Genomic DNA, 16,568 nt, shown 5'->3' with positions numbered 1-16,568 from the left:
GGTGAGGACATGCGTCAATGGAAGGGACGTCAGGTCATTTTATATCACGGCAACAACGGTCATACCCAAAAGATGCGCGGCACGATTGAAAAATGGGATGACACGCACAAGTGCGTTATTTTAGGCCCGAAGATGTTGTCTATTCCTTTTGAAAATATTACGTATATTTCGATGCTCCCTCCTGGGCGTGAGCGCAGAAGCCGTCATCCGGCGAAGCTAAATTCTATCGGTTATGTGATGAGCGTTCCATTGCAGTTCGATAATGCCATTCTTTTTCAATCGGCGGTGACTGTTTGGAAAGAAGACCATCTGATTGCCTACAACACAAAATTGACCAGTCACACGGATTGTGATGTCGTTCTGGATGATGGACAAACCTTGTCCAAGGAGGATCATTTGTTCGTGGTCAGGTCGCTACACGGAGAACTTTAACTGTTATAATCCACCTTTTTTCTTCCTAAGGGTTCAAATTAAGTAGCTGTTTACCGATAAAGGTAATGGGATTGTTAATTATATCCTATTTTATAGAGCTGAAACTAAGGGAGAGAAACGAATGGAACGTATGAAACGTATGAGCAAACGGAGTACCTTCTTACTTGCTGTGCTGATGTTTTTATTTGCAGCATTGCCAGCGGGTTTGATCCAGGCGGCAGAGGAGAGCAAGACCTCTACGGTACAGTGGGACAGTCAAAATACGACTACATTGAATCTGGGTGGAAGCCCTGCCCAATTAAAAGTGTGGAATGTGACAGAGTCTGATAAAGAGGATGTTACCCAAAAGGCAGCATGGATCTCTGGAGACTCAAGCATATTAAAGGTAGATAAGGGACTCATTACTCCAGTATCAAAAGGGCAGATTAAGGTTGTTGCCACATATGAACAGCAAACGGTAAGCACAACGATTACGGTTAAATCGCCTTACAGCAAGCTGCAAATAGATCCATCCGGTCCCTTAAATCTGGTGGTGGGCGGAGATTCGAAGAAATTGATCGTCCAAGGTACGCTTACGGCGGGCGGTACAGAAAAAGTATCCGATGTGGAATGGACATCCACGAATCCGTCCGTGGCTACAGTGGAAGATGGTCTGGTTCGACCGCTTGCCAAGGGCATGACTTACATTAAAGCAAGCAAAGATGAACTCAAAGCACAAACGATCGTGTATGTACGTTCCTCTTCCCAGGCATTAATATTGAGTCCATCCGCTTCCCAATCGGTCTTCCTGGGTAGTTCACCAATTCAGGTCAATGCGACCGATGTGAACCTTACCGGAGGTAAAACGGATGTCACCAGTACGGCTGAATGGACTTCCTCCAATCCGCTGGTTGCCACAGTGGAGCAAGGGAAAATTAGCCCAATGGACGCAGGAAATTCGGTAATTACTGTGTCCTATCACGGTTTGAGTAAGACCGTGAAGGTCAGCGTATTGCCGACCATTGAAAAACTGATATCTAGCAAAGCAAGCTTATCTCTCGAAACAGGAAGCAAAACGGCTCTTCCGAGCATATCTGCTTACTTGGTCAATGGAGCCAAAAAAGCAGTACAATCTGATGTAAAATGGAGCCTGAGCAATGAAAGTGTTGTCAAAATCGCAGACGGTAAGCTGGTTGCAGTGAGCCCGGGTAGCGCGACATTGACAGCTACATTGGGTGCCATCAAGCTGGATATTCCGGTAACCGTGCAATACAAAGTTCTCAAGCTGACCGCTTCCGAGAAAAAGTATGTGCTGGTAGCCGGACAAGAAGTGAGTGTTCCCACGGTAAAAGCTCAAATGGCTGGTGGTGGTACGCTCGATGTTACGAATCAGGTAAGCTGGGTGGGTACTACTGCGGCCGTAACAGTGGGAAATGGCAAGGTAAAAGCAGTAAGTGGTGGTAACTCTGGAATTAAGGCTATGTATTTGAATAAATATGTGAAAGTGCCTGTCATCGTAGAAGGAACTATTTCTACGTTGACGCCAAGCCTTTCAAGCGCTGACATGAATTTGAAGGGAAGCCAATCCGTCAAGGTCATCGGTGCATATACAGATGGTAAAAAAGTGACGCTCAGTAACAAAGTGAAATGGACTACATCCAATGCTTCCGTGGTGATTGTAAAAGGTTCAGCCATCAAAGCGGTAGGGATTGGAACAGCGACGATTACGGGCACATACCAGAATAAGTCGTTTAACATTGAGATCAAGGTTACACCTAAGCTGCTCAAGCTGGTATTGAGTAACAAGAACTTGAAGCTTCCGAACGGTTCCTCTCAAGTGCTGAGTGTTAATGCGGTTTATGACACAGGCGCAATTACCAATGTGACAAGTTCAGCGGTATGGACTTCCTCCATGCCTTCTATCGTACAGGTTAGCGGGGGACAGGTGAAGGCATTGGCTTACGGAAATTCCAGTATTAAAGTGGTTTTTAACGGTAAGACTGTAGCCACCTCTGTCAGAGTGTTAAAATAGTCTTCATATATTGCGCATATCGCTTATGCAAAAATAACCCCGGTCGATAATCAATGACCAGGGGTTATTTTTCAACTTATTCTACGCCGTCCTGATAATGGTTCTTCCAGTGTTTGTCGCCTTTGTGTGAGAAGTCTTCAACCGTCTTTTCCAGCGTGGCCACCAGTTGAGCTTTAATCTCGGAAATGGTATCTCGGAACAGTCTTTCTTCCGTGCCGTTAATTTTTTCACCATACAAAGCCTGAGCGGCTATAAATTGACGATGTTGCTCAACAAAACTGTCAATTGAATGCAGCGCATGCTCCACGTAATGTGAAATACTATGATGCTCGCTAGGCAGTTGCAATTTTAACTCCTGTACTCTGTTTAATAATGCCATGATGATCACCTCGTACGTTTTATTATGTCAATAATTATACATCATTTTCGGAAAATTTTCATTAAATTTTGATTAAAATGTGATTTTTTTTATATCATAATTGTCATTTCCAATGGAGATGGGACTAATTTCCGGAATGCTTCCGATTTATCTTCAAATTATTATATTTTAAAATTAAAATATTTATGATTAAGCTATATGCGGGGCATGTTGCGACAACAGTCTTTCTGACATGTTATACTAGAGCAAAGCCCAGTCGGAAAGGTTGTCAGTGCGGTATGAAGCTTTTTAAAGGTTTATTTTGGGGAATATTGATCAGTCTTCTCCTGTGGTGTGCCTTCTTCGGATTTGTCCGCTGGATATCTCATTGAGTCGGGTATGCTATAGAAAAATAAAGTTCGGGGATTTCCTTGATTGAAGGTTATCCACTGGAATAGCTTGGAGGGAAGAGGGGAATTGAAGAAAAAGCTGTTAAGTTTTATAACTCTAGTGCTGCTAGCTGCTGGCGTGTATTGGTTTGAAGGTGGCAATCTTCTTACGAAAACGACAGGAGTGAACCCGCCTTCATCGTCTCAGGTTACGCTGCAATTTCCGTCAGGTCGTTATCCTGAAACGGCGCAGCATATCAAGGAAGCCATTCAGGCGGGGAAATCATCCATATGCACAATTGACCGCGAAGGAGCCGAGCAAAATCGCAAGCATTCGCTTGCAGGAGTTCCCACTCGTAAAGGATACGATCGTGACGAATGGCCGATGGCTATGTGCGCAGAAGGTGGCAAAGGTGCAAATGTCAAATACATAGCTCCTAAGGATAATCGTGGGGCAGGATCATGGGTCAGTCACCAACTGGATGAGTTTGAGGATGGAACTCGCGTAAAATTTGTCGTCAAATAATAATCTTATGAGATCGTATCGTTACTTTTTTTTTCCCTTAGTAGGCTCCTGTTTGGTCCTAACCAGAGCCACAAAATTATTATCCTTAGCAGGCTCCTGCTTGGCTCTAATCAATGCCAAAAAAGCAAAAAAATCACCTAGTGTAGTAAAGCCGGCACCTAAAATAGCCAGATCTTCAGCGGATAATTGATTGAACCATTCCATTTGCTTAGCATCAAACATTTTATCACCGCCAACCATTTATAATGTATAGTATGTACTGACGGCAACGAAGGTCAGGGCTCTGGCATACCATTTAAGTATGCCTGTTTTTTGTGCAGAGGATGTGTATAGACCACATGTTAAAATTTAATTTTTATACTAAAATCGTCTCTATCGTTATCGTATTGCTTATTCCTGTGCTAATCCTATATGTCTATTCGAACCAGACAACGACAGACGTGTTGCGTAAGGAACTGAATCAGTCTAATTATAATCAGTTGACTTTTTTTCAAAATCAGGTAAATACGAATATTGAAATGATATCCTCCTGGCCGCATCTGCTGATTCATGATCCTGATGTAGCCAGTTTTCAAGCGATTTTTTTAAAGGACAAGACCCTCAACCTGGATGGCATTAACCTTGTCAAACGGATCCAAACCAAGCTTGGACTTCAAGAAAGCTCATCGAATTGGAGAACGAGTCTGAATATTTATTCACCTTCGCTTGGACGTGTTGTATCAGAAAAAGGAGCCAGTTTTTATGATCAGAAAGAATTAACGCAAGTGATTAAAAACGGCTGGCAGGTATCTAAAAAAAAGATATATGGGAAGGATCAGTTTATATTTTCATTGTATACATTGTCCCCGTTTTCTTCACTTGGTAATCTGGATAGCGCTAATACGATTATTAAGGTCGAATTTGACAGCAGCAATATTCAGGACATGCTTGACCGCTTCAAAGGTGATGGACGGAAGGAGCCTTTTTATTATAAAAAAGGCGTGGGAGTGATCTATAATCGTACTGCCAATGAAGAGCTGTCAGGTAAGCTGATTACGAAACTGGAGAAGATGGGACTGCATGAAGTTGATAATCTGACCGTGAAAGTTGGAGAAGAGAGTTACCTTGTTCACGCCGTTCTTTCACAAACGACGGGCTGGTATTTGATTGACTACATGCCTCTGTCCGATATGATGTCTCCGATTTACACATCTAACCGACTATTTTATATAACCGTTGTTGGCTTGCTGCTGGTAGGCTTCATTGGTGCTTATCTGCTTCATTCACAGGTGCAAGTGCCAATTCTTCAGCTAGTGCGGGCATTTCGGAGATTAAAGGATGGGGACTATGCTGTCCGATTGAGTCCGAAGGGAAGTCATGAGTTTGCTTTTCTAGCTCGTCAATTTAATTTGATGGTCGGACAGATTCAGGAGCTGTTTGAAAAGGTATATGTTGAGAAGCTACATGTGAAGGAAGCGCGTCTAAAGCAGCTCCAGTCACAAATCAATCCACACTTTTTCTATAATTGTTTTTCTTTTATTACAAGTATGGCGAAGCTGCGTAATCATGAGGCGGTCGTGGCAATGGCTCATAATTTGTCCAAGTATTATCGTTATACGACAAGACAGGAACGGGATTTGGTACCTTTATCGGAGGAAATCGAGTTTGTTCATTATTATTTGAAAATTCAGCAGATGCGTATGCCGCGGCTAACATTTTCAATTCATGTTTCTCCGCAGGCCAACAGTCTGCTGATTCCGCTGCTTGTAGTGCAACCACTAGTAGAAAACGCGGTGCTGCATGGGATAGAACCTCAAGCAGAGGATGGGATAATCCACATTACAACGGAACAGATCGGCCCATATATGTGCTTGATTGTAGATGATAACGGACTCGGTTTGGGAGGGGAGGCCATAACATCCCTGAGATCAGCACTTGACAAGCCTGTGGAAGAGGAAAGCGGCTATGGTTTATGGAATGTGCATCAGCGAATGCGATTACATTTTGGGGAAGACGCCGGACTGGGCTTCTCATTGTCACCTTTGGGAGGACTGCGTGCCGTTTTAAAATGGCCGCTATTAGCAGAAGAAGAGCAGGCGAATAGCTTGATCAAGCTCAAACCTTCGTCAAATTCGAATATGGTTAAAATGGAGGGATCTGATGGTTCAGATATTACTGGTAGATGATGAGAGCTATGTAACAGAAAGCCTGGCAGCTACGATTCCATGGGAGGCGTTGGGTATTGAGAGGGTTCATCAAGCGGTTTCCGCATTAGCAGCAGTGGATGTGCTGGAAGCGTATGATATTGATATTCTGGTTACGGATATTCGTATGCCGGGCATGACAGGATTAGAGTTGATTGTTGAGGTAAACGAACGATGGCCGCATATCCGATGTTTGCTACTAACAGGCTATGCCGATTTTGAATATGCTAAAAAGGCACTTCAGCTTAAGGCTTTTGATTATATTTTAAAACCGGTGGATGATGAAGAGTTTATGAAATGTGTATCAGCTGCCATAGATTCGCTAAAGGAAGAATGGGAGGCTTTTAACAAGGTACATCAATTACAGTATAACCGCCGGACGGATTTTGGTGTGCTGCGCACCCACTTAATGCACGATTTGGTACTTGGACGTGATTTGTCTGCACAAATGATAGAAGATAGGTTATCTCAGTACGAAATTATGTTACGTACGGGACACCCCGCAGGTATGCTGCTCATTCAGATGGGCAAGCATTTTTCTGATATGGATTATCATTCTATATCCTTAATCGAGTATGCGATTGGGAATATTGCTGAAGAAGTGTTCGCACCCGATTTTCACGTCTGGCACTGTAAAGCGCCACATGATTGCTTAATTGTATTAATAGAAGCAAATTGGAATAACAATAGGGAAAAGTATGGTATGGATCATGAAGAAGGATCAGATGATGTCCCAGAACAGCATGAAATGAAGCGATTAACAGAAATTAGTATGGACGAGCATAGTAGTATTTTGCGGGCGACTATCGAAACCTTTCGGAAAAATGTGAGCAATTACTTGAAAGGGGACATTTACGTCACAGTAACAGGTTGGTTTATGTTCCCGGAGGAGCTGCCTAAGGCATATCAGACGGCGATAAGATCCTTATACTGGAACCACCAGGAGGAGACGGATACGTTGCTATTTGTGGATGAGCAGACAGAACAGTCTCACAGGTCGGTCAAGTCGCTGGAGGGACTATACATGCCTCCTACGCTCACTCATTTACTGGAGTCTAGGCAATGGGAGGAGGCTGAGGCGAAGCTGAACCGTGTATTTGGGAAGATAGAGGAAGCAGGGTATACCCGCGAACATTTATATGAGCTGTTTATCTCGGTTACGAGCGCCTTTATGTACACGGCACACAAGCAAGGTCGCTTCATTACGCAGATGGATCAAACAGGCTTCGACCCGTTGCATGCGCAGAAAATGGTTCAATCGTTCTCCAACCTGAAGGAATGGATATTCTCCATGATGAACAAGCTGAAATCGGAATGGTCTGCAAGTGAGCAAAGCGCCAAAAGCTACGTGGTCAAACAGGTTCAGGAGCTCATCTTCCAGGATAAAGGTCAGGAGCTGTCTGTTAAGACGATTGCCGATCAGGTTTATCTTCATCCGGTCTATTTGTCGAAAATCTATAAAGCTGAAACCGGAGAAGGTCTGGGAGATTATATCATCCGAATGAGAATGGAGCGGGCTCTTTATCTACTCAAGTATTCCAACAAAAAAATTTATGAAATTACAACCGAACTGGGCTATCAGAATCCCCAATATTTCAGTAAGATGTTCAAAAAGCATTACGGAATGACTCCACATGAATTTCGGGACCAGTAAAGATGAGACCAAGAAGAGAATAGTAAAGATCAGTTGGGAAAGGTGCAGAAATATTTATTTTGTGACATAGGCTGCGTAGTAAAGCCCTCTTATAATAAAAGAGTAGAAAATGATTTTTTGAGGGGGAACAATATGCGAGTTCATTCAAAAAAAAAGCTGTTGTCGTTGCTCGCCGCAACTATGGTATTAGGAGTTGGCCTTGTGGGCTGCTCTGGTACAGGGAGTGGTGGAGATACCAATAGCACAGCTAAAACTGAAAACGTATACAAAGAAAAATACAATCCGGAAGTCACAATTTCCACGGTATGGGGTGTAGATCCCGCCTTAAAATTTAAAAATGGTGAATCTATCGAAAATAACGTTGCGACGAAATGGGCTAAAGAGAAATTCGGTATTAATATTAAATCACTCTGGTCTGTCACGGATACGAATGGTGCATTTGCCACCAAGCTGCGTTTGGCTATGTCCTCAGGTCAGGAGATGCCGGACGTCGTTGTACTGGGGACGGAGAATGAGCAACTGGCGCAGGATATGATCGATTCCGGCATGTTTGCAGAAGCGGGTCCGTTATTCGATAAGTATGCTTCGGATTCCTGGAAGCAAGCGATGAATCAGGATACGAACGTATGGAACCAGTATAGTCGGGATGGCAAAAAAATGGGTATTCCTGTACTTGATTTCGCCTATAATCACGACTATGTGTTGTGGGTACGACAGGATTGGCTGGACAAGCTGGGCATGAAGGCCCCTCAGACGATGGATGAACTGGAAAAAGTGATGGATGCTTTTAAAAACAAAAATCCGGATGGATTGTCTCCGGACAAAGTTATTCCGCTCAGCATCGGTTTCAAAAAGTCCATGAACACTTGGATGGGTGACCCGTCCTGGATTTTCGGGGCATACGGTACACTCCCGCAACAGTGGAACAAAGGTACGAACGGCAGTCTGGAATATGGCTCCGTGCAGCCTGGCATGAAGCCGGGTTTACAAAAGCTTAGCGAGTGGCTTAAAAAGGGATATATCCCTCAGGAAGCAGCATTATGGGATGAGAATAAGACGAAAGAACCCACAGTCGCGGGAACAGCAGGTATGATTCCTGGTCCATACTGGATGAGTGGCTGGCCGCTCCAGGATACGGTGAAAAATGTGAAGAGCGCTGTATGGAAGCCGATCAAGATCCCAGTGGGGCCTGACAACAAAGCCATGCGGCACGGTACGCAATACACCAATGGTGTCGTACTGATCAACAAACAAATGCAGCATCCTGAAGCTTTTTTCACCTATCAAAATTACCTGTTTGATCACTTTGCAAATGTCAAACCGGAAGGGGATTTGGCGAACGGGATGTTTAAAGGCTACGACTATGATTTGGATGCGAGTGGAAAGCTGTTGCCTATCGACAAAATAGCAGGAGGTTATGTAAACTCTGTTCGTTATTTGCTGGTTCGTGATGGTGCGCGTATACCTGATGCCCAAATGAAAGCTTTGTTAAGCTTGGCTAACGGCGGGGAAGCGAAGACCCGTCTAGAGAAGGATGTAATGGTTAATTACGGGAAAGGTACTCCTGCGGCTGCCAAGGTGTTGATGGAACAAAAGGACATCTCCATGAAGGATCAGTTCACGGGGCCTACTACACCAACGATGAAGGCCAAAAAGGACTATCTGGACAAAATCGAAAACCAGACCTTCAATGAAATTATTTATGGTAAACAGCCGATTTCGGCCTTTGACACCTTCGTGCAGACGTGGAAGACTGCCGGAGGCGAACAAATTACAAATGAAGTGAACGAATGGTATAAAAGCATTGAAAAGTAGTAACAGTTAAAACTGGTAGGAAGGCTGCCCAAACGGGCAGCCTTTTTAATACAGATTAACAGAATCAATTAAAAATGTATGCGTTATCTTTATGAATACGAGATATACTTTCACTCCCATGGTGAGACTAAAAAATGATTGCTTTTGTGCCATGTATGTTGGTTTTTTGAACTGTCGGGACAGCGGAAACGTCTCTATAATTGAAGTATAACATGAGAGTTACAGGAGGAACTGCAATGAGAAGTCTGCAACGTACGTGGCCATTTCATATTATGCTGCTGCCAGCCATCATTTTCTTAATTGTATTTAGCTACATTCCGATGGGCGGCATTGTGATGGCCTTTCAAAATTACAAGCCTTGGCTCGGCATAACCGGTTCCGAGTGGGTTGGACTAGACAATTTTCGATTTTTGTTTCAAAGGGAAGACAGTCTTCAGGTCGTCTGGAATACGCTCATTATCGCAGTATTAAAGATGTTTTTCAATCTACTGATTCCGTTTGTTTTTGCTATACTTCTCAATGAAATCCGCAAGGTTGGACTTCAGCGTTCCATTCAGACACTGGTCTACCTGCCACACTTTCTGTCGTGGGTAATCTTGGGTGGGATTTTGGTTGACCTGTTGGCTACAGATGGATTTATGAACCGTATTCTCGGGAGTTTCGGGATCCAGCCCATTTTTTTTCTAGGAGATAATAACTGGTTTCGCTTTACTGTCATTGTGTCGGATATATGGAAGGAGTTTGGCTACAACACCATCGTATTTCTCGCCGCATTGGCGGGCATTAATCCTTCGTTGTACGAAGCATCCGAGATGGATGGGGCAAGCCGCTGGAGACAGACGCTACACATTACTGTACCTTCGCTGATTCCTATGGTGGTGGTTGTCGGTACGCTTGCACTCGGCAATGTCCTGAATGCCGGTTTTGACCAGATTTTTAACCTTTATAATCCGTTGGTATACCAAAAAGGCGATATTATTGACACGTTCGTCTACCGGACAGCAATAATTAATGGGGAAATGGGCTTTGCTACCGCCATCGGGTTGTTCAAATCCGTTATTAGTATGGTTCTTATTCTGGTATCTTATCGACTTGCTTACAAATGGGCAGGCTACCGCATATTTTGATTCCACGAGGCTGAAAGAGGGAGAGTCATGTATCATAAAACAACGACATATCGCATCTTCAACGTGTTTAATATTTGTTTGCTTGTGTTTTTATCCATCATGTGTATCGTTCCGCTGATTCATGTATTGGCGGTATCATTTAGTGCCAAATCAGCAGCAGATGCCAATCTCGTTGGACTGTGGCCGGTGCAATTTTCATTAGAAGCCTACAAGAAGACGATGAATAATCCTATTTTTCTGCACTCTATCTGGATCTCTGTTCTCCGGACCGTGCTGGGAACTGGCTTGACGCTACTCATTACCTTCTTAGCTGCTTATCCACTTTCAAAGGAAACATCTGTGTTCCGTAGTCGAAACGTTTATTCATGGCTATTCGTATTCAGTATGGTTTTTAACGGTGGCCTGGTTCCATTCTATATGGTTATTCAAAAGATTCATCTAATGGACAGCTTTTGGGTTCTTGTTTTGCCAGGAGCGGTCAATACATTTCTGGTAATCCTCATGTTGAACTTTTTTAGAGGAATACCCAAAGAGATGGAGGAGGCCGCACTGATTGACGGGGCAGGTCATTTTCGGACCTTGTTTAGTATATTTTTGCCGATATCCCTGCCATCTATTGCGACGATTGCTTTGTTTAGTATGGTATTTCACTGGAACTCATGGTTTGACGGACTGCTTTATTTGAGCAATGCTAAGGATTATCCATTGGCCACATTCCTGCAAACGGTAATCATTCAGAAGGATATGAGTTCTATGAGTATGAGTCCCAAAGAGATGGAGTTGCTTTCGCAAACGACAGTGAATGCAGCGCAAATTTTTATTGGTGCAGCGCCTATTCTGATTGTATATCCATTTTTACAAAAGTATTTTGTTAAAGGTATGACGCTTGGTTCTGTCAAAGAGTAAACCGCATTGGTTAAAAGGAGATGATTTATAGTGTTACAGCAAAACATAATCAAATACCCGCCAATCAGTGATCGAGTTCCACGTATGCTGCATGGGGCGGATTATAACCCAGAGCAATGGCAGCATTATCCCGAGGTGCTAAAAGAGGATATTCGTCTGATGAAACTGGCTAAATGTAACGTGATGTCCGTAGGCATTTTTTCCTGGGTGGCATTGGAGCCTAAGGAAGGCGTATTCACGTTCGAATGGCTGGACCGTATCCTGGATTCGTTTGCTGAGAACGGGATCTATGCGTTTTTGGCTACTCCTAGTGGAGCAAGACCGGCCTGGATGTCGCAAAAATATCCAGAGGTACTGCGTGTGGAGGCTAACCGTGTCCGTAACTTGCACGGGTTTCGTCATAATCACTGTTCTACGTCGCCTGTCTACCGGGAAAAAGTACGTATCATGAATACGAAGCTGGCTGAGCGTTATGCAAATCATCCGGCTGTCATTGGTTGGCATATTTCCAATGAATTTGGGGGGGATTGTCACTGTGATTATTGTCAGGAGGCATTTCGTGTTTGGGTGAAGGATAAATACGGTACGCTGGATAAGCTTAATCACGCATGGTGGTCGACCTTCTGGAGTCACACGGTTACGGATTGGAGCCAAATCGAGTCTCCGGCCCCTCACGGTGAAACACAAGTCCATGCTATGAATTTGGACTGGAGACGCTTCGTGACCGATCAGACCGCAGATTTTATTGAAAATGAGATTGTACCGCTCAAGGCAGCCAACCCGGAAATTCCGGTTACGACCAATCTTATGGAGTTTTTTGAAGGACTGAATTACTGGAAGTTTGCCGATTTGCTGGATGTGATATCCTGGGACAGTTATCCGACGTGGCATGATAGGGGAGGTGATGAGAGTCGTCAAGCAGCGAAGGTGGCTATGATGCATGATATTATTCGCTCAATCAAGGGAGGTAAGCCTTGGATGCTAATGGAGAGTACGCCGAGTTTGACGAACTGGCAAGATGTTAGCAAGCTGAAGCGACCGGGAATGCATCTGCTATCGTCTTTACAGGCTGTGGCACACGGGTCAGACACAGTTCAATATTTTCAGTGGCGGAAAAGTCGCGGTTCGAGTGAAAAGCTGCACGGTGCAGTCGTCGATCATGTTGGACATGAGCACACTCGGGTATTCGGGGATGTGACAGAAGTCGGTATTGCGCTGGAAAAACTGGAGGAAGTTATCGGTACATCAGTGCCTGCGGAGACCGCAGTTATTTTTGACTGGGAGAACCGCTGGGCGGTCAATGATTCACAAGGGCCGCGAAATAAAGGTGTGAAATATGAGGATACCGCCGAAGCACATTATTTGGCTTTGTGGGAGCAGGGTGTGCCTGTAGATGTCATTCATATGGATGCAGATTTTTCCAAATACAAACTTGTGGTAGCTCCAATGCTATATATGGTGCGCAGCGGTGTGGGCGAACGAATCCAAAAGTTTGTTGAAAGCGGTGGCATTTTTGTAGCAACTTATTGGTCAGGTATCGTGGATGAACATGATTTGTGCTTCCTTGGAGGCTTTCCGGGACCGCTTCGTAAGACGCTTGGGATCTGGTCGGAAGAGATTGACGCGCTGCATGATCACGACCGTAATCATATTTTGCCAGTTGAAGGCAATGAGTTGGATCTGCATGGTGAGTATGAAGCTGTGGAATTGTGCGATCTCATTCATACGGAAGGGGCAGAGGTACTGGCTGTATACGGTTCAGACTTTTATGCAGGACGCCCAGCCTTGACGGTGAATCGCTTGGGACAGGGAAAAGCTTATTATATCGCCTCACGCAACACCGGATCATTTCACAGTCATTTTTACAAAAGTTTAATTGATGGCGCAGGAATTAGTAAAGCGCTCAATGTTCAATTGCCGCATGGAGTGAATACGGCGATTCGTACCGATGGAGTTCATGACTATATTTTCATACTGAATTTCACTCATGAGCCACAAGAGATTCGGCTGGATGGACATATTTATGCGGATATGCTCGAAAATCATGTGGTGGAAGATGGAAAGGTTCGATTGGATGCCTATACTGTTAAGGTATTAAAGACAGAGCGGAGCAAATCGGAAATAGTATAGAGTGTGATGGCTGTCGTTTTCCCAAGTGAGGGATTCGGATCGATTTGTCAGAGACAGTGGGGTGTACACAATTCAGATGGGGGATGACTTATGAAAACAAGTAAACGGACTATGGTATTTGCGATGTTGATCTTGTTATCCAGCTTTTTGTATCCATTTGGCTCTGCGGGATTTGGTGCGGTCTCGGCCGCCCCTGCTTTTGCCAAAGGAGCAGATATAAGCTGGGTAGCAGGAATGGAAGCGCAAGGTATGACCTGGAAGGATAAAAAAGGGGTTCGCCGAGATGTACTGCAAATTTTGCGGGACGATTATCAGATCAATTCGGTGCGTATCCGGGTGTGGGTAAACCCTGACATGAAAGATTATGGAAGCGGATACATGAATGCCGAAAAGGCAGCAGAACTGGCGCAGCGAGCTAAAAAATTGGGTATGAGCGTCATGCTGACGCTGCACTACAGCGATTCATGGGCTGATCCCGGACAGCAGAACAAACCTTATGCGTGGCGAAATCTTACATTTACGCAACTTATGGATGCGGTCTGGTCTCATACGGTTTATGTTATGAACACGATGAAAAGCAAGGGGGTAACCCCGGATTGGGTGCAAATCGGCAATGAAACGAACAATGGAATGCTCTGGGAAGACGGCAAAGCCTCAGTGAACATGAAAAACTACGCCTGGCTCATCAATACAGGGAATAATGCTGTAAAATCGGTAAGCAGCAGTACTAAAACGATCGTACACCTGGCAAACGGAGATAATGGCTCCACCTTAGCCTGGAATATTGGCGGCTTGATTGACAATGGAGCTCAGTTTGACCTCATCGGGTTTTCTCTGTATCCGTCTCCTTCGAACTGGCAGGGAAAAGTGAACCAGACGATTACCAATGCCAATGATCTCATTGCAAAATACGGCAAAGGTATTGTTATCAGTGAAATCGGAATGGAATATAATGAACCTGCAACCTCCAAGGCATTTATTGCCGACATCAAAACGAAGGTTCGTAGTATCGCGGGCGGCAAAGGCTTGGGAGTATTTTATTGGGAGCCGACTGCAACCCCAGGTTATAATCAGGGCTATAACAAAGGTGCTTGGCAGGCTGACGGTAAGCCAACCTCAGCGCTGGAAGGCTTTATAAACTAGAGTACGTAAGAGTATGTCAAAGAACCTCTAATCCGCACAATATGCAGAATAGAGGTTCTTTGTTTTCGTTGGTTTATTGAAGGTAGATCGTTAGGATTTCCGATTTACCTTGAAGAATGAAATAAGCTCTCCTAACTCCTCGGACATCAAGGTAAGCTTGTCGGAAGCTTTGACGATAGAAGCCATCGACTCAGCCTGTTCTCCAATGGTGTGCTCAATTTGTTTACTGCTGTCCGCTGTTTTGCTTACTGTGGAAGACAACTCGTCAGAGGTTGCTGACATTTCCTGCGTGCTGGCTGAAATCTGCTCCGTCGCACTGGATACCTCCTGAATTTGTGACGATACATTATTGGCCGCATTCAAAATCTCCGAGAACATTTCGCCCGTCTGGCGTGTGACTTCCAGCCCGATTTGAACTTCCTTCGAGCCTAGACTCATTCCTTCTACTGTTTGTTCAATTTCCTTTTGAATTTCTCCAATAAGGTCGGTAATTTGTCTAGCGGATTCTTGAGATTGCTCAGCCAAATTACGCACTTCTCCTGCTACTACTGCAAAACCTTTACCTTCCTCACCTACTCTGGCGGCCTCAATGGAGGCATTCAGTGCGAGCAGATTGGTTTGGCTGGCAATGCCTGTAATGATGCTTACAATATTACTGATTTCGTTAGATCGGTTCTGTAGCGCATTAACGGAATCAACTGTTCTTTCAATTGTAGTGGAGATAGAATCCATTTGAGTAGATAGCTTTTGGGCTACCTGGTTGCCTTCTACCGAGCGTTTTTCCATGGAATAAGCTTGATCTGCTACGGAAGATGAGCTTTCGGCAATGGTTTGGATAACCGTGGACATTTCATTCATAGCCCGGGAGCTTTCAAGCGCAGCGTGATCCTGGGATTCAAGTCCTTGGGTTATTTCCTGAATATTGCTGTTAATGATGTTCGTATTCGCACTGTTTTTCTCGCTAATACTTAGCAATTCCTGAGCTGATCCTGTAACCTCTTGCGTCGTATCCTGTACTTTTACCATCGTATCGTTAATACGTTTGATCATGGTATTAAACTTTTGATTGATAATGCCAAGATCATCTTGGCCTGTTTTGATGCTAACATTCAGATTTCCCTCGCTCACTTCATCAATGCCCTTCATCAAGCTGCGAATCGGGGAAAGGGTACGTTTTACCAGCACATATTGAATGGTTAAGAAAATAGCAAGGAACAGAATGAGCAATGAAACACCATATATAAGCAGCTTTTGAAGTCCGGCAGGTACAGAACTTGCGTCTACGTCAAAGAAAATGGCACTTGTAATTTGACCGCTATCATCAGTAAGAGGATAAGCAATGGTAGTCCAAGTACCAAAATCATCAGTGTAAAAGTTGCTCAGCGCCGGTAGGTTGGATTGAAGCATTTCATTTACAGTTTTTGTGATTTCATTAGGGAGCGTGTACATTCCCCCTATATTCAGCTTTGAGTCTTGGAAAGATTGAACCAGATTTGTGGGAATGCTAATAACAGAGGTTTGATTCCCTTCTTTTAGCTCTGTGCCAAATATGTAAGCTTGGGCAACATTAGGATAGAGTGTGTGAATAGAATCGAGAAATGTACGCAATTCCTGCTGAACAGGACCGTTATAATCTTTTTCGTTTAGTGCTTGTTGAAATTTTGCTTTGTCAACATCATTTGCCCATTTTTTGGTTAACACCTTAACCTGGTCTTGCAACTGTGTGGTCAGAATATTCTTTTGGAGTATGTAGCTGGATGTAATGAGAATAGTACCTATTAATACGATGTTGATAAAAGAAATTAATAGATTTTTGCCAAAAAAGGACATAGTGCTCCACTTCAAATTTTTCACGTGCTTCTTCTCCTTTAATTTAAAATTATTTTTAATTTAC

At 44.0% G+C, this 16,568-nt stretch carries 13 protein-coding genes; 10 read left to right on the top strand and 3 right to left on the bottom strand.

Annotated elements, in window-relative coordinates; genetic code table 11:
• Nucleotides 1-9: 9 nt before the first annotated feature.
• Together C1I60_RS22325 and C1I60_RS22320 are read left to right on the top strand one after the other, a co-directional pair.
• On the top strand, nt 10-432 hold the full coding sequence (locus C1I60_RS22325; protein WP_137063672.1) for a YolD-like family protein: 423 nt from the start codon (nt 10-12) through the stop codon (nt 430-432).
• A 121-nt stretch (nt 433-553) separates the two neighbouring features.
• A complete protein-coding gene (locus C1I60_RS22320) occupies nt 554-2,443 on the top strand; it encodes an Ig-like domain-containing protein (RefSeq protein WP_137063671.1) in 1,890 nt (629 codons plus the stop codon).
• 76 nt (nt 2,444-2,519) lie between these two features.
• Here C1I60_RS22320 and C1I60_RS22315 read toward each other — a convergent pair whose 3' ends face one another.
• Nucleotides 2,520-2,822 carry a hypothetical protein gene (locus tag C1I60_RS22315; protein ID WP_137063670.1) on the bottom strand — a complete coding sequence of 101 codons (303 nt, stop codon included), beginning with the start codon at nt 2,820-2,822 and terminating at the stop codon, nt 2,520-2,522.
• Between the two features lie 456 nt (nt 2,823-3,278).
• Between C1I60_RS22315 and C1I60_RS22310 the strand changes: the two genes are divergently transcribed.
• Complete coding sequence (locus C1I60_RS22310; RefSeq protein ID WP_137063669.1) at nt 3,279-3,716, top strand: NucA/NucB deoxyribonuclease domain-containing protein; 438 nt, start codon at nt 3,279-3,281, stop codon at nt 3,714-3,716.
• 21 nt (nt 3,717-3,737) lie between these two features.
• Here the strand turns inward: C1I60_RS22310 and C1I60_RS22305 are convergent, their stop codons facing one another.
• Nucleotides 3,738-3,938, bottom strand: coding sequence for a hypothetical protein (locus C1I60_RS22305; RefSeq protein ID WP_013310961.1), 201 nt, complete (start codon nt 3,936-3,938; stop codon nt 3,738-3,740).
• A gap of 116 nt (nt 3,939-4,054) precedes the next feature.
• On the opposite strand from C1I60_RS22305, the gene C1I60_RS22300 reads away from it, so the two are divergent.
• From C1I60_RS22300 to C1I60_RS22270, 7 genes are all read left to right on the top strand, one after another.
• Nucleotides 4,055-5,881 (top strand): sensor histidine kinase, encoded by a 1,827-nt coding sequence (locus tag C1I60_RS22300; protein WP_137063668.1) that lies wholly within the window; start codon nt 4,055-4,057, stop codon nt 5,879-5,881.
• Nucleotides 5,856-7,553 (top strand): response regulator transcription factor, encoded by a 1,698-nt coding sequence (locus tag C1I60_RS22295; protein ID WP_137063667.1) that lies wholly within the window; start codon nt 5,856-5,858, stop codon nt 7,551-7,553. Before C1I60_RS22300 ends, C1I60_RS22295 begins: the two co-directional genes overlap by 26 nt.
• Before the next feature lie 132 nt (nt 7,554-7,685).
• Nucleotides 7,686-9,368: a type 2 periplasmic-binding domain-containing protein gene (locus C1I60_RS22290; protein WP_137063666.1), complete on the top strand. Its 1,683-nt coding sequence runs from the start codon at nt 7,686-7,688 to the stop codon at nt 9,366-9,368.
• A gap of 236 nt (nt 9,369-9,604) precedes the next feature.
• Entirely contained in the window at nt 9,605-10,495 is an 891-nt protein-coding gene (locus C1I60_RS22285; RefSeq protein ID WP_137063665.1) for an ABC transporter permease, read from the top strand.
• 27 nt (nt 10,496-10,522) lie between these two features.
• Nucleotides 10,523-11,401: a carbohydrate ABC transporter permease gene (locus C1I60_RS22280; protein ID WP_137063664.1), complete on the top strand. Its 879-nt coding sequence runs from the start codon at nt 10,523-10,525 to the stop codon at nt 11,399-11,401.
• Between the two features lie 84 nt (nt 11,402-11,485).
• A complete protein-coding gene (locus C1I60_RS22275) occupies nt 11,486-13,531 on the top strand; it encodes a beta-galactosidase (RefSeq protein ID WP_170970886.1) in 2,046 nt (681 codons plus the stop codon).
• 90 nt (nt 13,532-13,621) lie between these two features.
• Complete coding sequence (locus C1I60_RS22270) at nt 13,622-14,674, top strand: glycoside hydrolase family 53 protein (protein ID WP_137063662.1); 1,053 nt, start codon at nt 13,622-13,624, stop codon at nt 14,672-14,674.
• A 90-nt stretch (nt 14,675-14,764) separates the two neighbouring features.
• Here the strand turns inward: C1I60_RS22270 and C1I60_RS22265 are convergent, their stop codons facing one another.
• The gene (locus tag C1I60_RS22265) at nt 14,765-16,528 is read right to left on the bottom strand and encodes a methyl-accepting chemotaxis protein (RefSeq protein ID WP_137063661.1); all 1,764 of its coding nucleotides are present in this window, start codon (nt 16,526-16,528) and stop codon (nt 14,765-14,767) included.
• Between the last annotated feature and the right edge of the window lie 40 nt (nt 16,529-16,568).

The sequence above is a fragment of the Paenibacillus terrae genome, assembly GCF_005217525.1.
GTDB classification, from domain to species: Bacteria; Bacillota; Bacilli; order Paenibacillales; family Paenibacillaceae; genus Paenibacillus; species Paenibacillus terrae_C.
This window is presented reverse-complemented; position numbering and strand designations above follow the sequence as displayed.